This is a genomic window from Streptomyces sp. CA-181903, from assembly GCF_050937075.1.
GTDB lineage: Bacteria > Actinomycetota > Actinomycetes > Streptomycetales > Streptomycetaceae > Streptomyces.
The window spans coordinates 4,048,041-4,066,035 of sequence record NZ_JBNJLY010000001.1; the positions used below are offsets into that span (position 1 = coordinate 4,048,041).

Here is a 17,995-nt window from a genome sequence, read left to right on the forward strand (position 1 = left end):
GGTCGTCTGACCGCCCGGTCACCCGGGCCCCCGGCCGCCAGGCCGCCCGAACCCCAGAAGGAGAACTCGATCCGTGTACGAAGGCGTGGTCCAGGACCTCATCGACGAGCTGGGCAGGCTGCCCGGCATCGGTCCGAAGAGCGCGCAGCGGATCGCCTTCCACATCCTCCAGGCCGAGCCGACCGACGTCCGTCGGCTCGCCCAGGCCCTGACCGAGGTCAAGGCCAAGGTCCGGTTCTGTGCCGTCTGCGGCAACGTCGCGCAGGAGGAGCGGTGCCGGGTCTGCCAGGACCCGCGCCGCGACCCGGCCGTCATCTGCGTCGTGGAGGAGTCCAAGGACGTCGTCGCCATCGAGCGGACGCGTGAGTTCCGCGGCCGCTACCACGTCCTCGGCGGGGCCATCAGCCCCATCGAGGGCGTCGGCCCCGACGATCTGCGCATCCGTGAGCTGCTGGCCCGGCTCGCGGACGGTGCCGTCACCGAGCTGATTCTCGCCACCGACCCCAACCTCGAGGGCGAGGCCACGGCCACGTACCTGGCGCGCATGGTGAAGCCGATGGGACTCAAAGTCACCCGGCTGGCCAGCGGGCTGCCTGTGGGCGGAGACTTGGAATATGCCGACGAGGTCACGCTCGGGCGTGCCTTCGAAGGGAGACGACTTCTCGATGTCTGACGCAACGCTCCACGACGCCAAGCGCGAACCGGACGACTTCGTCGTCTCCGTCGCCGACTCGATCGAAAGCTTCATCGTCGCCGTCACCGAGGTGTCGCGCGGCGATGAACCGGACAGCGCCGTTCCGTTCCTGCTGCTGGAGATCTCCCAGCTCATCCTCACCGGCGGCCGGCTCGGCGCGCACGAGGACTTCCTGCCCGACGAGCGCTACGAGCCCGACGTGGGCCCCGAGCCCGACGTCGACGAGCTCCGCGAACGGTTCGCCACGCTCCTCGACCCGGTCGACGTCTACTCCGAGGTCTTCGACCCGTACGTCCCGCGCAGCGCCCCCGTCGCCTGCCGGATCTCCGACGACCTCGCCGACATCATCACCGACCTGCGGCACGGCATGGCCCACTACCGGAACGGCCGCGTCAGCGAGGCGCTGTGGTGGTGGCAGTTCTCGTACCTCTCCAACTGGGGCCCCACCGCCTCCGCCTGCCTCCGCGCCCTCCAGTCCCTCGTCGCCCACGTCCGTCTCGACCAGCCCCTCGACGAACTCGACGGGCTCGACACGGACACCGTCGGCACGGAGGAGCAGTTGGAGGAGGAGGCTGGACGCGTCATGGCCGCGGAGATCGGCGGAACGGCGCGGCTGCGCTCGCTCTGACGGACGCTTGCCGAGGGGTGTCCGCCTGCTTGGCGGCGGCGCAGGCATACGGAACGGATATTCCGTGGCTGCGCGCCGCCCCAGGCGGAATGATCCTCCTCCATGGACCGGACCATCGATCTCGACCAGGCGGCCGCCGCGATCACGGAACGTTTCCCCTACTGGGAAACCATGGGCCTCAAGGCGCGGCCCCTGACGTGGCGTGACGAGACGGCTCGCTGGCCGCGGCCTCTTCTCACCGAACGGGCGGCGGTCCACGATCCCGACTCCGTCGGCCTCGTCCTCACGGGCCCGAACGAAACCGAACTCCACGTCGTCCTGTTCCGCGGTGGCTGGGCCGATATCGACTATTGCGCGGATTTCGACGGGGGCGACTTCGGATCGCTCCCCACCCCGCACTTCACTTCGGTCGCGGACTTCCCGGGCCACCTCGACCGATGCGTGCGCCGCGTATGGCCGTCGGCGGTGTAAGCAGCACGGGCAGTACAGAGCAGCCCCGAAGCTCGGAACTCGAAGCGTACGCGTCGGCGAACGCGGAATTTCCCAACTCCTGCCCTGGGGCTCAAGCTTCGGAGTCCCGAGCTCCGAGGCCCCGAGCGCTCTTTGTGCGGAATGGGTGGTGGGTTGATTTCTTCCCGCCCACCCACCCCCCGCGCGGCAACGCGCGTATACCACAGGGGAGATGACTTTCGGTGATCGGGTTGCGACGTTCGGTGGGGAACCTCTAGCGTTCGCGACAAGAAACGACCCCGGTCGGTGCGCCAACACCGGATCCGGGGTCTGACCTACGAGATCGGGACCTCGATCTGTGGCTGCCGCCCATGCTAGTGCTGACATGCCCACCCCCGCATACCCCATGGCGAAGCCGGGGTTCGGCAAACGCGAGGCTCCGGACCAACGTCCGCGCACGCGTGCCGACTTCGCGCACCTGCCCGCCCGCGAGGCGTCGATCGCGGCGTTCGTCGACCGCCTCCCCGAGGGCGCGGCGATGGACGCGAAGACCCTGGCCAAACTGCTGCCGAACTACGGCCAGGCCGCGTGCCGCACCGCGCTCAGAAACCTCGTCGCGGCCGGACACTTGATCAGCAAGCGCATGCAGGTGATCGGGGAACACGGTTCGCGCTGGGTCACCTGCACCTTCTTCTCCCGGACGCCGCGCCCGCGGGAGTGGTGGGAGAGCGTGGCGGAGGGCATGTTGCCCGCCGGGGGCGCGCGGGAGGTTGCGCACCACCTGGACGTGCTCCGGGAGCCTGTACGAGGTGGGGGAGCCGTGGAGGGCGCGCGAACCGTGGAGGGCGAACCCGGTCTCGGACGGGGTGAGCTCGACTGCGTACGGGGTGAGCCTGGCCTCGTACGGGACGAGCCCGGTCTCGTGCGGGGCGAGCCTGGTCTCGTGCGGGGCGAGCCCGACCCCGTATGGGTTGGGCCTGACCCCGTACAGAACCCCCGCCCCCCGTCCCAGGCGTCCTACCCTTCCCGCTCTTCCCGTCCTTCCCCCGCGTACCGTGCACTCGCCCTGCTCGGGACCCGGGACCCCCGCCTGACCCTGTCCGCCGCCGACTGCTCCGCCCTCGAACCGCTCGCCGCCGAGTGGCTGGCGCGGCAGGTGAGCAGGGAGCAACTGTTGGCGGCCCTGTCGAACGGGTTGCCGCCGCAGGTCCACAACCCGGCCGCCTTCGTGCGGAAGCGGCTGGAGAGCAAGATGCCGCCCATCCCGTTCCGGCCGTCCCTGCCTCCACTCCCGTCCCCACAGCCCGCACGCACGGACGAAATCATCGTCCGAAGTCATGTCGCCTGTGCCGACTGCCACGGAAGTGACGAGGCCACCCGTAAGGGTGCGGGCCTCTGTGCGACCTGCGACGCCCCGGAGGAACCCGAGTCCTCGCGGGAACCTGAGACCACGCAGGAACTTGAGCCCTCGCGGGAACCCGAGCCGCTGCCCGGCGACTTCGACGATTTGATGGCTCACGTACGCCGTGGCGTGGCACACGCACGGGCCGAGTTCCGCTCCAGGTGGGAGTACAAGCCGCGCACCGCCCGCGCCGCCGACCGCCGACGGCCCGGACGCCGCCCGGTCGAAACGGAGGAGGTCGCAACCGAGTGACTGTCACACAGGACGCTCCCGTAGGGGCACCATGGGGGCGAGGAGGCGACACCATGACACGCAGCGCCGCCGGCCGGCCCCAGATGAGCGTCGAGGACTTCGAAGAGCTCGCGCACGCGGCACCAGAGACCGTGCGCCTGGAATTCGTCAACGGAAAGCTAGAGGTCAAGCCGGTGCCGGACGGGGATCACGGAGCGATCATCATGTGGCTCCTCAAGCAGTGCATGCAGCAGCGGCCGGAGCTCGCGCTCTACCCCGAGCAGGGGCTGAAGGTCGAGGAATACCGCACCGGCCGGGCCCGGCCGGACGGCGTGCTCGTACCGGAGGACCATTTCGTCGGCCAGGGGGAGTGGGCGGATCCGGACGGCGTGCTGATGACGGTCGAGGTGACCTCGTACGACGGCGACACCGACCGGCGGGACCGCAGGGAGAAGCGTGACGGGTACGCCGCCGCGGGCATCCCCGTCTATCTGCTCATCGATCGTGACGCGTGCGAGGTGACCGTCTACAGCGAGCCGGGGAAGGGGAAGTACCGGGCCCGGAATTCGTACCCGTACGGGACGGTCGTGGAGATTCCCGGCCCGGTCGGCATCACCCTGGAGACGGACCAGTTGAAAAAGTACGTCCACTAGGGGACCCCGACCGCAAGAACTCCCGCTTCTCCCGCGGGGAGCGCCCCGGAGTTCCCGTAAGAGGCTCGCCGGATGCTTTTCGGCGTCCCTTACGGGCGCACTCGGAAGCCCATGGAGAACCTGTGGAGAAACGGGCTGCGACGTCTCAGCATGCGGCGCCCCGAGGGCGCGTTCCCGCCGCTCGTTAGACTGAGCCGACCGCATTACACAGAGCTGCGAGGAGCGCACGTGGGCCTTGTCGTGCAGAAGTACGGAGGCTCCTCCGTTGCGGATGCCGAAGGCATCAAGCGGGTTGCCAAGCGAATCGTGGAAGCCAAGAAGAACGGCCACCAGGTCGTCGTCGTGGTTTCCGCGATGGGTGACACGACGGATGAGCTGATCGACCTCGCCGAGCAGGTATCGCCGATCCCTGCCGGGCGAGAGTTCGACATGCTGCTGACCGCCGGAGAGCGTATCTCCATGGCACTGCTGGCCATGGCGATCAAAACGCTCGGCCACGAAGCGCAGTCGTTCACGGGCAGTCAGGCCGGCGTCATCACGGACTCGGTCCACAACAAGGCGCGCATCATCGATGTCACGCCCGGGCGCATCCAGCAGTCGGTCGACGCGGGCAACATCGCGATCGTGGCCGGCTTCCAGGGCGTGTCCCAGGACAAGAAGGACATCACGACGCTGGGCCGGGGCGGGTCGGACACCACCGCCGTCGCCCTCGCCGCCGCGCTGGACGCCGAGGTCTGCGAGATCTACACGGACGTCGACGGCGTGTTCACCGCCGACCCGCGCGTGGTGAAGAAGGCGCGGAAGATCGAGTGGATCTCGTTCGAGGACATGCTGGAGCTGGCGAGCTCCGGTTCCAAGGTGCTGCTGCACCGCTGCGTCGAATACGCGCGCCGTTACAACATCCCGATCCATGTGCGGTCGTCCTTCTCGGGGCTCAAGGGCACATGGGTGAGCAACGAGCCTCCAGGAGGTCAGCCGGTGGAGCAGGCGATCATCTCGGGTGTCGCGCACGACACGTCCGAGGCGAAGGTCACGGTCGTCGGGGTGCCCGACAAGCCGGGCGAGGCCGCGACGATCTTCCGCGCCATCGCGGACGCCGAGATCAACATCGACATGGTGGTGCAGAACGTCTCGGCGGCGGCCACCGGCCTGACGGACATCTCCTTCACCCTGCCGAAGGCCGAGGGCCGCAAGGCGATCGAGGCGCTGGAGAAGACCAAGGGCCGCGTCGGTTTCGAGCACCTGCGTTACGACGACCAGATCGCCAAGATCTCCCTGGTCGGCGCGGGTATGAAGACCAACCCGGGCGTCACGGCGGCCTTCTTCGAGGCGCTGTCCAACGCGGGCGTGAACATCGAGCTCATCTCGACCTCCGAGATCCGCATCTCGGTCGTGACGCGCGCCGACGACGTGAACGAGGCCGTCCGCGCCGTCCACACCGCGTTCGGCCTGGACAGCGACACGGACGAGGCAGTCGTGTACGGGGGCACCGGGCGCTGACGTGCCTGCGGCCTGTTCGCGGGCGTAGGGGACGGGCGGTGCCGTTGTCGTCGCGACACTCGACGGCATCGGCGCCGCCCGTCGCCAAGCGGCCCTTGCCGCAGGCCGGTTGACTCCTCTGGCGCGGGCCGGTTGACTCCTCGCCTGTGCCGCGCCCGCCGTCGGTGAGCGTGTGACCGGTGGCTCCGGGTCCGTATCCCGCCGCCTCCGGATCGCCGAACTCGTGGCGGCGGGTGCGGGTGCTCCGCAATACTGGGGAACGTGTGAAGGTTCTGTGATCAAGCCATTGGTCCGGGCCCCTTGAACTGCGCGGACGCTCCGTCCGAGTAGACGCTTCCCGTTTCGCGCGCTTCCCGCCGCCCCTGACCGGCTGCGGTGCGGGCGCGGCAGGACCGCGGTGCCCTACCGGCGCCAGGACCGGCGGCCCGGCGGGGGCCTGCTCGCCGCCTTCGCTCAAGGCGGCCGGGGATCAGGGCGATTCGCGGCATGAGGAGGGCTGGTACGCATGGCGGCACACGGCGCGGCGGTCCGTGGCACGTCGGCGGCCGGGGCGCCGAGTGCGTACAACCCTGTCGGGGGGAAGCGTGTCCAACAGGCGTGGCAGAGGTCATCAGCATCGCAACGGTCCCGAGGCGCGGAAGCGTCGCCGCGCGCTCGCGTACACGGGCTGTGGGCGGTATGCCGGTGATCGCCCCTTGGCCTCCGCCCTCCGCTCCGGGCTCTGAATCCGGTACGACGTCTGCCTCCGCCTCGCCCGCTTCGTCTGCCTCGCCCGCTTCGTCTGCCTCGCCCGCCACGCCTGCCGCATCCGCTAGATCCACTACGTCCACTACATCCACTACATCCACTACGTCTGCTACATCCGCTATGCCTGCCGCGCAGGAGCGGACGACGGCTCGCATTCCGACCCAGCCCACCCGGGGCCGGGCCGCCGACGCGCAGACCGGCGAGGCTCAGAGCGTCGTGACCCATGCCTCGGTGACCGCGCTGCCGGGGGCCGGGGCGCGTCAGGACGCCGGGATCCGGCCAGGGACCGCTGACGCGGAAATGCGGTCAGGGGCCGCTGAGGCGGAGGTGCGCCCAGGCACCGCTGACGCGGAGGTGCGGCCAGGGACCGCCGACGCGGCGATGGCCGTCGGTACCACGGTCGACCACCTCACCGAGACCTACCGGGCGCACTACCGGTCGCTGCTCGGCCTGGCCGCGCTGCTCCTGGACGACACCGCGTCGTGCGAAGACGTCGTGCAGGAAGCTTTCATCCGGGTGCATTCCGCCCGCAACCGGGTCCGCGACCCGGAAAAGACCCTGGCCTACCTGCGGCAGACTGTCGTCAACCTGTCCCGCTCCGCGCTGCGCCGCCGCATCCTGGGCCTCAAGCTGCTCTCCAAGCCGATGCCCGACATGGCGAGCGCCGAAGAGGGGGCGTACGAACAGCTGGAGCGAGACCAATTGATCAAGGCGATGCGCGGCCTGCAGCGCCGGCAGCGTGAGGTGCTCGTCCTGCGGTACTTCGCCGACATGACCGAGGCCCAAGTGGCCGAGGTGCTGGGCCTCTCGCTCGGCTCGGTCAAGGCGTACGGCTCACGGGGCATCGCCGCGCTCCGTGTCGCCATGGAGGCTCCGGCATGAACCACCGCAATCCGGGCGACGGCCGCTTCCGCGGCCGCCACGGCGGCCGATGGACGTCCTCCCCGAACGATCCGACGCCCGCCCACCCCGGACCGCCGCCCGCCGCACCGCCGCGCCCGGACGAACAGCACCCGAACGAGCAGCACGTGAACGACCAGTTTCCCAACCGACGCCCGTACGGAAGCCCCCGAGCGATCAGTCCCTCGACGAACAGGCGCTGCGCCGGATGCTGCGGGGCGCCGTCGAGAACCTGGAGCCCTCCGACGACGCGCTGGAACACCTGCGCCGCGCCGTGCCCGCCCGGCGCACCCGCCGACGTCAGGCGCTGGGCGGCGTGGTGGCGGCCGTGGTGCTGGTGGGGGCGGCGGTGCCCGCCCTGATGCACGTCGCCGACACCGTCGGAGTGCTCGGCTCCGACGACCGACCCGCCAACGCCGCGAGCAGCCACCGGCACGCCGAGGAGACGGTCGGAGGAGGAGAACGCGACGGCGGCCCCGCCGACACCTCACGGCCCGGCGGCGGCACGGCGGCTCGTGGCGAGCACCGCGTCGAGCAGCCGGGCGGTGAAACCGGCACCTCGGAAGCGAGCCGGGAACCGAACCGCCCCCGCGACACCACCGACGGCACCTCCCCGACCCCCGGCGTCACCTTCAGCGCCGCCGCCCCGACCTGCGACCGCGCCCAGCTGGGCAAGGGCTCGGGAACGGTCGGAGCCGCCGACGCCACGGGCCGCGTCTACGGCGCCTTCCGCATCGTCAACGTCTCGCACGCCCTCTGTGCCGTGACCGGCCCCGGAGAGCTCGTCGCCCAGACCGCGGGCGGCGCGCAGAAAGCGCGCGTCTCCGTCGTGGACCACACCGTCGGCGACCCGGCGGCCGGCCTCCCCGACCCGGAGCGGGCACCCCGCACGGTGGTCCTCCGACCGGGGCAGGCGTACGAGGTGAAGTTCGCCTGGGTCCCGGCGGCGGACGGCGGAGCGACGGCCTGTACCAAGGCCGGCGGCACCGCCACCCCGCCCCCGCCGCCGGTGCCCCCACCAAAACGGTCGGCCGGGACGCCGAAGCCCCCGCCACCTCGCCTGCGACCTCCCCTCCCGCCGTCGTCCCGCCCGAGACGCCCGCCCCGCCGGCGCCGACGGGCAGCGTCACTCTCACCAACACGCCGGTGTCCGGTGAACCGGCCGCGGCGGAGGCCCGTATCCCCGACGCGTGCGCCGGGACCGTCTACCACACGGGTGCCCTCCCGGACGCCGCCCCGCCCACCTAGGCGGTGAACCGGCCTTCGCGAGGCGGCCCAACCCGAGGGCCGCCTGCCGTCACGCTCCGCGTTCCCCGTACCGTGGGGGTGTGTACCGGTTCCTGCTGACTCCTCGCTGGTGGGGGATCAACGTCTTCGCCGTGCTCGCCATCCCCTTCTGCCTCTTCATGGGCAGCTGGCAGCTCGGCCGCTTCGAGACCCGCGTCGACTCGCACCACGAACAGCAGACCCAGGCCGACGAGGCGCGCCGCGCCGCCGCCACGCCGCTGCGCGAACTGCTGCCGGTGACGACGGAGACGTCGGGCCGCAAGGCCAGCGCCACCGGTCGCTATGACACCGAGCACCAGCTGCTCGTGCCCGACCGGGACCTCGACGACCGCAAGGGCTTCTACGTCCTGACGCCGCTGCGCACCGACGACGGCAAGGCGCTGCCCGTGGTCCGGGGCTGGGTGCCCGGCGACGCCGACTCCAAGGCGGACACGGCCAAGGTGCCGACCCCGCCGCCCGGCCGGGTCACCGTCGCGGGCGCCCTCCAGTCGTCGGAAAGCGCGACGTCGAAGGGCGTGCACACCGGCGGCCTGCCCACCGGCCAACTGGGTGTCATCAGTGCCGCTTCACTGGTCAACCTCCTTCCCTACCCGGTGTACGACGCCTGGATCACGGCGACGGACGCGCCCGCCCCTCTGACCCCGGTGCCGCCGGCCGCTCCGCCCAACACCGGCCTGGACCTCAAGGCGTTCCAGAACCTCGGTTACACGGGTGAGTGGTTCGTCTTCGTCGGCTTCGTGCTCTTCATGTGGTTCCGGCTGTTCCGGCGCGAGGTCGAGGCCGCGCGGGACGCGGCCCTGGGCCTCGCCCCGGACCCGGGCCCGGTCGCCGCATCCGCCACACCCGCCGCATCCACTGCGGCGGGCAAGGCCCCGGCGACCGGTCAAGCCTCCGCGAACGACCAAACCCCCGTGGCCTGACGGAATCCAGTTCCCGGCCGGACCCCGCTCGCCACGGACGCAGAGCCCTGTTTCGGGCAGAGCCCTGTTTCGGGCAGAGTCCCGCTTCGGGCAGAGCCCCGCTTCGGCCGGGGCCCTGCACCTACATCTCCATCCATCCGCGGCTGCGCCGGGCGCCCGGACACCTGGGTGTCCGGCCGTCACGCCGGAGCGGCGCTCCGCTGCTCCGGACGGTCGTCCCGGAGGCCAAGGTGGCGCTCCGCGAAAGCGATCTCCAGCCGGAGCTGCTTGATCCGCTCCTCCACGACCAGCGAGCCGTGGCCGGCGTCGTACCGGTACACCTCGTGCGGGTGACCGCGCTCCTCCAGCCGCCGCACGTAGTTCTCCACCTGGCGTATGGGGCAGCGGGGGTCGTTCACACCGGCCGAGATGTAGACCGGCGCCCGGACCTCGTCCACGTAAGTGATCGGTGACGAGGCGGCGAAGCGCTCCGGTACCTCCTCGGGAGTACCGCCGAGGAGGGTGCGGTCGAGGGCCTTCAGCGCCTCCATCTCGTCGTGGTAGGCCGTGACGTAGTCGGCGACGGGCACGGCGGCCAGGCCCACCGTCCAGGCGTCGGGCTGCGTGCCCACTCCCAGCAGCGTCAGGTACCCGCCCCACGAGCCGCCCGCCAGTACCAGCTTCCCGGGGTCGGCGAGCCCGGAGGTGACGACGTGCTCGCGGACGGCCGCGATGTCCTCCAACTCGATCAGTCCGACCCGGTGCTTGAGCGCGTCCGTCCACGCCCGGCCGTAGCCGGTGGAGCCTCGGTAGTTCACCCGGACGACCGCGAAACCGTGGTCCACCCAGGCCGCCGGGCCGGCGGCGAAGGCGTCGCTGTCGTGCCAGGTCGGACCTCCGTGGATCTCGAAGACCGTCGGGAAGGGGCCCTCGCCCGCCGGCTTCTGCAGCAGGGCGTGGACCATGCCGCCGGGCCCCTCCACCCATATGTCCTCCACCGGGACCGACTCGGGCGCCCGGATCACACCGTCCGCACCAGCCGGTGCCTCCAGCACCACGTGCCCTGCCGTGGAGCGGACCACGGGCGGCTTCTCCGCCGAGGACCAGAGGAACTCCACCGACCCGTCGGGGCGCGCCAGGGCGCCGGACACCGTGCCCGAAGGGGTGTCCAGACGGCTCAGGGAACCGTCCGCCAGGTCATAGCGCCACAGCTCGGTGCGGGCGTGGTGGCTGTGCTCGACGAGCAGCGCCGAACCGTCCGGGTACCAGTCGGCTTCCAGGTCGCCGGGGAGGTCGAGGGATATCACGGTCTCCTCACCGGTGACCGCGTCCCACAGCAGGGGCTCCCACCGGCCACGCCGCTGGTGCCCGAGGAGCAGCCGGGAGTCGCCGGGGACGGGGGAGAAGGCCGTCACCGACAGCCCGAGCTCCTGGGTGCCGCCCTGGGTGTCGTCCAGCTCGGCCACGGTCGTGCCGTCCAGCCGGAGGATCCGCACGGCCGAGTGCATGGCGTCGCCGTGCTCGGTGTGCTCTATCGCGATCAGGGTGCTGTCGTGCGAGAGCCCGGCGACCACGGCCGACTCGTCGTGCCGGTAGATCTCCATCGGCTCCGCGCCCGGGCGGGCCACGTGCACCGATGAGCCGGACTTGTCGGTGGACCGGCCGATGACCGCGGTGCCGTCCCGGCCCAGGGCCAGCCCGCTCGGGTAGGAGGGCTCCAGCCCGGGCACCGCCGGCTCGTCCGCCCCGCCGTGGAAGGGCTGCCGCATCCAGACGCCGAACTCGTCGCCGTCCGTGTCCGAGAACCACCAGATCCACTCGCCGTCCGGCGTCAGCACCCCGCCCGTGGTGCCGTTGGGGCGGTCCGTCACCTGCCGCCGCTCACCGCTCGCCCGGTCCCACGCGTACACCTCGTAGGTGCCCGTCGCGTTGGAGGTGAACAGCGAGCGGTCCGGCGCCTCTTCCGCCCATCCGGGCAGCCCCGTGCGGGGCGCCCGGAAGCGCTTTTCCCAATCGGGCATGGACTCGTCGCCCCGCAGGGCCCCGTTGCTCTCAGTCATGACCCCATTCTGCGCCGAACCACCGACATCCGGTCCGGACGGCACCGAGTCTGTGGACAACCACTCGCTTGTGGATAACTCCGTGACCCTCAAGGGTGGTTGCGGACCCGAATCGGCCGAACGTCGAACATGTCACCGTCCGCTGTCAGTGGCGCGGCTCATAGTGGGGACATGTACGAGACGCCGAAGGACTCGAAGTCCACGCAGCCACTCAGCCGACGCGCTCGGCCCAGCCTTCCGGAAGATCTCCGGGAGCGACGGAGACGACCGAGTCGTCGTCCACGCCGACGTACTCATCGAGCGTGATGCGGGCGAACTCCGGGACGACGTAGATGGGATAGGTCGGGCCGGCGTCGCGGTAGTCACGCATCTCGTCCAGGTGATCGTTCTGGAAGCAGACGGTCCGCTCGCCGTGCTGCCGGATCCAGTCCGGGAAGAAGATCACGCCGTGCAGGCGCCGCTTGCCCGGCATGATGTTGACGGCGACCGAGGTGCCGGTGGGCTCGGTCCAGGACACCTTGAAGCTGTCCTCGTCGAGCTGGACCAGATCGACCTCCTGGCCCTTGACCCAGCGACCGCCGACGTGACCGCTGTGGATGCGGTAGTCGATGGTGCGGTCGTTCTTCACGTACATCTCGTACTGCCAGCCGTTGGCGTACGTGTAGATGAACCGGTGGCCGACGATGCCGGAGAGGTCCTGCGCCGGGACGAGCTCGCCGAGCACGCTCATGATCTACCTCCAAGAGGACTGTTGAAGTGCGGACGACTTCATTTTGCAACAAAATAAGTTTGATGCAAAATAACCACACCGGCACAATGGGGCCATGGACACCGCGACAGAGCTCGGACGGTTGCTCGGCCCCCTCCGCCGCGCCGTGCTGCGCACCCGCCGCTCGGAAGGGCTCCCCGACCTCCCGGAAGCGCAGATCGAGCTGCTGCGCGTACTCGCCGAAACCGGGAACATCACCCCCCGCGAGGCGTCGGTACGCCTCCGCGCCGCCCCCTCCACGATCAGCAACCTCGTCCGCGCCATGGCCGCCGCGGACCTGATCGAGCGCACTCCCTCGGCCACCGACCTGCGCACGGTGCACCTGTCCGCCACCCCGCGCGCCCTCGACATGCTGGACCGCTACGACCGCACCAGCACCGCCGCCCTCCGCCAAGCCCTCGACGCCCTGCCCCCACCGCCCGCCTGGCCATCGACGAGGCCCTGCCCGCCCTGGCCGACCTGCTGGTCGCCCTGGAGCGACAGGACGCGACAGGCCGCCGCCGCGCCTGACGACCGGGTGAGAGGCGCCAGGAAGGACCACCCTGATCAGTTCACCGCCGCGGACGACCGGTTGGCGCAAGGCCGGGCCGCCTCCGCCCTGCCGGCGAGCTTGGGGCTTCTTCACAACTGCACGGCGAGCGCGGACAGGGCGCCGCGCGCAGCAGGGCGGCCGCCACCCAGGGCTGCTTGCGGCGGGTCGGCGCCGCAGAGTCCGGGCGCGGCACACATGCCGCCAACGCCAGTCTGGCGACGAGGAATTCACCGGTTCCCCACAGATCGACTGTCGGGCGGCGCCGGACTTATGTCGGGCAAAAAGACACGGCTGGCCGCTGAGGCCGAACATCAGGTGATCCGCATCACAACCACCTCGCCGCGACCCGGAGGCCGTCCGGTCGACCACCCGAAAAAGCCGGAGCCCCGATCCACTCTGTGGATCGGGGCTCCGGCCTGTGCAACCAAGTCGGGGTGGCGGGATTTGAACCCACGACCTCTTCGTCCCGAACGAAGCGCGCTGCCAAGCTGCGCTACACCCCGCTGCAACGAGCTCTACTTTAGCGGACTGGAGCCGGGAGGCGAAATCCGGTTCTCGGGGAGGTGCAGGTAGGGGGGATGAGCGGGGAAGCGGCAGGGGCCGCCCTCAGTGCTGGGGGCGGCCCCGGTGGAGCTTCGGCGGACGGAGTGCGGAGGTGTGGGTCAGGCGTCGCGGGGGGTGAGGGTGAGGAGGGTGGCCTCGGGGGGCAGGCGAAGCGGACGGGGGTGTAGCGGTTGGTGCCGCAGCCGGCCGAGACGTGGAGGTACGAGCGGTGGCCGCCGGCGCGGTGGGTGGAGAGGCCCTTGACCCGGTCGGTGTCGATGTCGCAGTTGGTGACCAGTGCCCCGTAGAAGGGGATGCAGAGCTGGCCTCCGTGGGTGTGGCCGGCGAGGATCAAGGGGTAGCCGTCGGCCGTGAAGGCGTCGAGGACCCGCAGGTAGGGGGCGTGAACGACGGCGAGGGAGAAGTCGGCGTCCTGGGCCGGGCCGCCTTGGACGGCGTCGTACCGGTCCCGCTTGATGTGCGGGTCGTCGAGCCCGGTGAGCGCGATCTCGTTGCCGCCGATCTTCAGGTGGCCCCGGGTGTTGGTGAGGTTGACCCAGCCTGCCTTGTCGAAGGCGTCCCGCAGCCCCTCCCAGGGGTTGTGGATCACGCCGACGGCCGGTGCGTTGCCGTTGAGGCCGTGCCGTCCGCTGGCCTTCTCGAAGAGGTAGCGGGCCGGGTTCCGCAGCTTGGGCCCGTAGTAGTCGTTCGAGCCGAAGACGTAGGCGCCGGGGAACTGCATCAGCGGGCCCAGCGCGTCCAGGGTCTCGGGGACGCCCTCCGGGTCGGAGAGGTTGTCGCCGGTGTTGATCACGAAGTCGGGGCGCAGGCCGGCGAGGGACTGCAGCCAGCGCTGCTTCTTGCGCTGCCCGCTGACCATGTGGATGTCCGAGACCTGCAGCACCCGCAGTGGACGCATCCCGGGCGGCAGGACGGGCACGGTCACCCGCCGGAGCCGGAAGGAGCGGACTTCGAAGCCGGCGGCGTAGGCGATGCCCGCCGCGCCGACTGCTGTGATTCCCAGGGGTACTGCGTATCGCGCGCGCATACGGCCATGGTCGCAGACGGCGGGGGACGGTCGTGCCATGGGCCGGGTGGCCAAGGGGAGTTGTGGGCCGCGAGCGCCCGCAGAGGCGGGTGCCGTCGTTAATGCGGGGCACGGGCGGGGGCGGGATGCGAAGATTGCGGCATGACCACGCTCAAGGCAAAGCTCCAGGAAGACCTCACGGCCGCCATCAAGGCGCGCGACGAGCTGCGCTCCGCCACTCTCCGTCTCACCCTCTCCGCGATCGGTTACGAGGAGACCGCGGGCAAGCAGGCCCGTGAGCTCTCCGACGACGAGGTCCTGAAGGTGATCACGCGCGAGGCGAAGAAGCGCCGCGAGGCCGCGGACGCGTTCGCGAAGGGCGGCCGGGCCGACTCCGCCGAGCGGGAGCGGGCGGAGGGCGAGGTGCTCGCCTCGTACCTGCCGCAGCAGCTGTCGGACGAGGAGCTCACCGCGCTCGTCGCCGAGGCCGTGGCGGAGGCGAAGAGCGGTGGGGCCGAGGGGCCGAAGGCCATGGGCGCCGTGATGAAGATCGTCAAGCCCAAGGTCGGCAACCGCGCCGAGGGCGGCCGGGTCTCCGCCGAGGTCAAGCGCCAGCTTTCGTAAGAGCGGAACAAGAGCGCAAACAAGAGCGGAGATAAAAGGGAGGGGCCTCCCCCGGACCATGAACGGTCCGGGGGAGGCCCCTCCCTTTTGCTCCTCTTACTCCTCTTGTCCCTCTTCGCCCTCGTGCCTCAGTGCCCTCGGCCCGGCTTGTCGTTCCCGCCGTTCTTCCCGTTCTTCCCGTTCGCCCCGGGCTTGTTGCCCTGCCGGCCCGAGCCGCCGCCCTTCTTGCCCTTCCCCTGCTTGTCCCCCTTGTCGGAGTCCCCGGTGTCGATGCCGGGCACCATGTCGAAGGTGGGGGCGGACTTGTTCTCCAGGGCGCCGCTCATGGCGTCGCGCCAGATCGGGCCGGGGGTGTCACCGCCGTAGACCTGGGCGTGGTAGACGCCACCGATGGTGATGTCCTCCATCTGCACCTCGTCGCCCGCGCCGCCGACCCAGACGGCACCGGCCATGTTCGGGGTGTAGCCGACGAACCAGGCCGCCTTCCGGCCGTCCGTCGTACCCGTCTTGCCCGCGCTGTCACGGCCGCTGAGGCCCGCCTCCTTGCCCGTGCCGTCCTCGACGACGCCCTTGAGCAGGGTGCTGATCGTCTCGGCCGTCTGCTCGGACATCGCGCGCGAACACTGCGACTTGGGGATGTTCAGCGGCTTGCCGTTCGGGCCCAGCGCGGAGGTGATGACGACGGGGGTGCAGTACGTGCCCCGGTTGGCGAAGGCCGCGTAGGCGGCGGCCATGTTCAGCGGGGCCATGCCCTGCGAACCGCCGATGGCCATCGCGGGGACCTGGTTCTTCGGGGTGAGCGTGAGCCCCAGCTTGTCCGCCATCTTCACGGCGGGGCAGAGGCCGACGTCCTCCAGCAGCTGGATGAAGTAGGTGTTGACGGACTTGGCGGTCGCCTCCGCCATCCCGTACGGGCCGACCTCGCTCCGGTTCTCGTTGCTGACCGTGTCCCCGCCGTTCTTCCAGGTGCTCTTGCAGCCCTCGATCTCGGACGGGTAGGACATGCTGTACGGCGAGGGGTACACCTGGTTCGCCGACTTGCCCTCCTCCAGCGCCGCCGCCGCGATGATCGGCTTGAAGGTGGAGCCGGGCTGGAAGCCGTAGGTCGAGCCGCCCATGTCGTGGTTGGCCGACAGGTTGATCTGGGTCTGGTTCTTGCCGAAGCCGTACGGCTTGGACTGGCCCATGCCCAGCACCTTGCCCGTCCCCGGCTCCACGATGGAGATCGCGGTGGCCACCCGGTCGCCCTGGTAGACGTGGTCGGTGATCGACTTCTGCACCGACTTCTGCGTCTGCGGGTCGAGGGTGGTGCGGATCGTCATCCCGCCCTCGTTCCACCGCTTGGCGCGGGCTTCCTTCGTCTTGCCGAAGGCGGGGTCCTGGAGGAAGGTCTGCCGGACGTAGTCGCAGAAGAAACCGGAGCCGTTGACGGCGGTGATGCAACCGCTCTTGGGGCGGCTGACGTTGAGCTTGATCGGCTTCGCCTTCTCGGCGGCCAGCTGCGCGGGCGTGATGTTCTTCAGGTCCGCCATCCGCTGGAGGACCAGATTCCGCCGCTTGGCGGCCTCCTTGGGCGCGTTGACCGGGTCGAAGCGGCTGGGCGACTGGACGATGCCGGCGAGCAGCGCGGACTCCCCGAGGGTGAGGTCCTTGGCGTGCTTGCTGAAGTAGCGCTGCGAGGCGGCCTCGACGCCGTACGCCTGCTGCCCGAAGAAGGTGATGTTCAGGTAGTTGGCGAGGATGCGCTGCTTGCCCAGCTCCTTCTCCACCTGGATGGCGTACTTCAGCTCCTTGACCTTGCGGCCGATGGTCTGCTGCGTGGCGACGGCGACCTTCTCCGGATCGTCGCCGGCCTCCTCGATGAAGACGTTCTTGACGTACTGCTGGGTGAGCGTGGACGCGCCCTCGGAGACGCCGCCGCTCTGGGCGTTGCGGTTGACGGCGCGCAGCACGCCCTTGAGGTCGACCGCGCCGTGCTCGTAGAAGCGCGCGTCCTCGATGGCGACGATCGCCTTCTGCATGTACGGGGAGATCCGGCTCAGCGGGACGACCGTGCGGTCGCGGGAGTAGACCTTGGCTATCTCCCCGCCTTCTGAGTCGAGGATGATCGTGCGCTGGCTGAGCGGGGGCGTCTTGAGGTTGGCGGGGAGTTCGTCGAACCCCTCCACCGTCCCCTTGGCCGCCAGGCCGAACGCGCCGACGGCCGGCAGGGCCAGACCGGCCAGCAGAACTCCGGAGAGGACGCTGACGCCGAGGAACTTGGCGGCTTGCTGGGCCCCTGAAGAGGCCCCCCGCCCGAGCGCTTCATAGCCATGAAGGAAAGCCTACGTTCTCATTCGGCGGACAGACGCCCGTGTGTTCGCCTACGCTGTTTTACGCCAGCCACTGCGGCTTCTTCAGCATCACCCGTGCCTTCACTCCTGTAGGTGATGAGGTGTGTCCGTATTGCCGCATGTGTCACTGGGTGTCCAGTGCGAGAAGGGTGAAGTGTCCCTGTCTGCACAGGAAAGTCTCTGATGTCGTCAGGTCACTCCGTTGGGTGATCTGCCGCGTACGCATAGTCCGTTCGGGCCATTCAAGATTGGGCCCGAAGGGGTGTTGCCCCCTGCCCTGCTTCCGTAACGTCCTCAACTGGCAACGGTGAATATGCCGCTGCCGCCGTGGGGGAGCCTCAATTCGGGAGAGGACGGCGCCAGCATGGGCTGGGTAACCGACTGGAGTGCGCAGGCCGCCTGCCGCACTACCGATCCGGATGAACTGTTCGTTCAGGGCGCAGCGCAGAACAGGGCCAAGGCGGTCTGCACCGGGTGTCCGGTCCGCACCGAGTGCCTGGCCGACGCGCTCGACAATCGCGTCGAGTTCGGCGTTTGGGGCGGGATGACCGAGCGCGAGCGGCGGGCGCTGCTACGCCGCCGGCCGACGGTCACGTCCTGGCGCAGGCTGCTGGAGACCGCCCGTACCGAGTACGAGCGCGGCGCCGGCCTCCTGCCGCTGGGCGAGGAGGAGTACGACGCGTACGCGGCGGCCGGGTAGACCGCCGGGCCTACGC

14 protein-coding genes, 1 tRNA gene and 2 pseudogenes are annotated in these 17,995 nt (G+C 70.2%); 12 read left to right on the forward strand and 5 right to left on the reverse strand.

The genetic code is table 11. The features are described from left to right. Positions 1 to 73 precede the first annotated feature (73 nt). The 9 genes from recR to ACQEVS_RS18165 all read left to right on the forward strand — a co-directional run bounded on the left by recR (position 74) and on the right by ACQEVS_RS18165 (position 9,412). Positions 74 to 673, forward strand: a complete 600-nt coding sequence (recR, locus tag ACQEVS_RS18125) for a recombination mediator RecR (protein ID WP_433021639.1) — start codon at positions 74 to 76, stop codon at positions 671 to 673. Continuing rightward, the gene (locus ACQEVS_RS18130) at positions 666 to 1,322 is read left to right on the forward strand and encodes a DUF5063 domain-containing protein (protein WP_351503583.1); all 657 of its coding nucleotides are present in this window, start codon (positions 666 to 668) and stop codon (positions 1,320 to 1,322) included. The genes recR and ACQEVS_RS18130 overlap by 8 nt, the downstream gene beginning before the upstream one ends. A 102-nt stretch (positions 1,323 to 1,424) precedes the next feature. Continuing rightward, positions 1,425 to 1,793 (forward strand): hypothetical protein, encoded by a 369-nt coding sequence (locus ACQEVS_RS18135; protein WP_433021641.1) that lies wholly within the window; start codon positions 1,425 to 1,427, stop codon positions 1,791 to 1,793. A 364-nt stretch (positions 1,794 to 2,157) separates the two neighbouring features. Further along, positions 2,158 to 3,426 (forward strand): MarR family transcriptional regulator, encoded by a 1,269-nt coding sequence (locus tag ACQEVS_RS18140; RefSeq protein WP_433021643.1) that lies wholly within the window; start codon positions 2,158 to 2,160, stop codon positions 3,424 to 3,426. Between the two features lie 53 nt (positions 3,427 to 3,479). Further along, complete coding sequence (locus ACQEVS_RS18145) at positions 3,480 to 4,058, forward strand: Uma2 family endonuclease (RefSeq protein ID WP_433021645.1); 579 nt, start codon at positions 3,480 to 3,482, stop codon at positions 4,056 to 4,058. Between the two features lie 228 nt (positions 4,059 to 4,286). After that, complete coding sequence (locus ACQEVS_RS18150) at positions 4,287 to 5,558, forward strand: aspartate kinase (protein WP_152263168.1); 1,272 nt, start codon at positions 4,287 to 4,289, stop codon at positions 5,556 to 5,558. Positions 5,559 to 6,605: 1,047 nt separating this feature from the next. After that, on the forward strand, positions 6,606 to 7,187 hold the full coding sequence (locus ACQEVS_RS18155; protein ID WP_433027669.1) for a SigE family RNA polymerase sigma factor: 582 nt from the start codon (positions 6,606 to 6,608) through the stop codon (positions 7,185 to 7,187). 49 nt (positions 7,188 to 7,236) lie between these two features. Beyond that, entirely contained in the window at positions 7,237 to 8,460 is a 1,224-nt protein-coding gene (locus tag ACQEVS_RS18160; RefSeq protein WP_433021647.1) for a hypothetical protein, read from the forward strand. A gap of 73 nt (positions 8,461 to 8,533) precedes the next feature. Further along, a complete protein-coding gene (locus tag ACQEVS_RS18165; RefSeq protein WP_433021649.1) occupies positions 8,534 to 9,412 on the forward strand; it encodes an SURF1 family protein in 879 nt (292 codons plus the stop codon). Between the two features lie 179 nt (positions 9,413 to 9,591). On the opposite strand, the gene ACQEVS_RS18170 is transcribed toward ACQEVS_RS18165, so the two are convergent. Beyond that, the gene (locus ACQEVS_RS18170; protein ID WP_433027672.1) at positions 9,592 to 11,412 is read right to left on the reverse strand and encodes a prolyl oligopeptidase family serine peptidase; all 1,821 of its coding nucleotides are present in this window, start codon (positions 11,410 to 11,412) and stop codon (positions 9,592 to 9,594) included. A gap of 250 nt (positions 11,413 to 11,662) precedes the next feature. After that, a complete protein-coding gene (locus ACQEVS_RS18175; protein WP_433021651.1) occupies positions 11,663 to 12,181 on the reverse strand; it encodes a phenolic acid decarboxylase in 519 nt (172 codons plus the stop codon). 94 nt (positions 12,182 to 12,275) lie between these two features. Here ACQEVS_RS18175 and ACQEVS_RS18180 point away from each other — a divergent pair. Then, positions 12,276 to 12,479: pseudogene (locus ACQEVS_RS18180) on the forward strand (MarR family transcriptional regulator); the annotation flags it as partial. Between the two features lie 702 nt (positions 12,480 to 13,181). Here ACQEVS_RS18180 and ACQEVS_RS18185 read toward each other — a convergent pair. Further along, positions 13,182 to 13,255, reverse strand: a tRNA-Pro gene (locus tag ACQEVS_RS18185). Positions 13,256 to 13,414: 159 nt separating this feature from the next. Then, a pseudogene (locus ACQEVS_RS18190) lies at positions 13,415 to 14,343 on the reverse strand (metallophosphoesterase). Between the two features lie 141 nt (positions 14,344 to 14,484). On the opposite strand from ACQEVS_RS18190, the gene ACQEVS_RS18195 reads away from it, so the two are divergent. Then, complete coding sequence (locus tag ACQEVS_RS18195; protein ID WP_433021653.1) at positions 14,485 to 14,946, forward strand: GatB/YqeY domain-containing protein; 462 nt, start codon at positions 14,485 to 14,487, stop codon at positions 14,944 to 14,946. A 128-nt stretch (positions 14,947 to 15,074) separates the two neighbouring features. Here the strand turns inward: ACQEVS_RS18195 and ACQEVS_RS18200 are convergent, their stop codons facing one another. Continuing rightward, entirely contained in the window at positions 15,075 to 17,114 is a 2,040-nt protein-coding gene (locus ACQEVS_RS18200) for a transglycosylase domain-containing protein (RefSeq protein WP_433021655.1), read from the reverse strand. Positions 17,115 to 17,643: 529 nt separating this feature from the next. Between ACQEVS_RS18200 and ACQEVS_RS18205 the strand changes: the two genes are divergently transcribed. Then, entirely contained in the window at positions 17,644 to 17,979 is a 336-nt protein-coding gene (locus ACQEVS_RS18205; RefSeq protein ID WP_004939680.1) for a WhiB family transcriptional regulator, read from the forward strand. The last annotated feature ends 16 nt before the right edge of the window (positions 17,980 to 17,995 follow it).

Excerpts from the sequence above, each read along its gene's own strand:
- ACQEVS_RS18130 (WP_351503583.1), top strand. The coding sequence starts at position 666 with ATGTCTGACGCAACGCTCCACGACGCCAAGCGCGAACCGGACGACTTC.
- ACQEVS_RS18135 (WP_433021641.1), top strand. The coding sequence starts at position 1,425 with ATGGACCGGACCATCGATCTCGACCAGGCGGCCGCCGCGATCACGGAA.
- ACQEVS_RS18140 (WP_433021643.1), top strand. The coding sequence starts at position 2,158 with ATGCCCACCCCCGCATACCCCATGGCGAAGCCGGGGTTCGGCAAACGC.
- ACQEVS_RS18145 (WP_433021645.1), top strand. The coding sequence starts at position 3,480 with ATGACACGCAGCGCCGCCGGCCGGCCCCAGATGAGCGTCGAGGACTTC.
- ACQEVS_RS18155 (WP_433027669.1), top strand. The coding sequence starts at position 6,606 with ATGCGGTCAGGGGCCGCTGAGGCGGAGGTGCGCCCAGGCACCGCTGAC.
- ACQEVS_RS18160 (WP_433021647.1), top strand. The coding sequence starts at position 7,237 with ATGGACGTCCTCCCCGAACGATCCGACGCCCGCCCACCCCGGACCGCC.
- ACQEVS_RS18170 (WP_433027672.1), bottom strand. The coding sequence starts at position 11,412 with ATGCCCGATTGGGAAAAGCGCTTCCGGGCGCCCCGCACGGGGCTGCCC.
- ACQEVS_RS18175 (WP_433021651.1), bottom strand. The coding sequence starts at position 12,181 with ATGAGCGTGCTCGGCGAGCTCGTCCCGGCGCAGGACCTCTCCGGCATC.
- ACQEVS_RS18195 (WP_433021653.1), top strand. The coding sequence starts at position 14,485 with ATGACCACGCTCAAGGCAAAGCTCCAGGAAGACCTCACGGCCGCCATC.
- ACQEVS_RS18205 (WP_004939680.1), top strand. The coding sequence starts at position 17,644 with ATGGGCTGGGTAACCGACTGGAGTGCGCAGGCCGCCTGCCGCACTACC.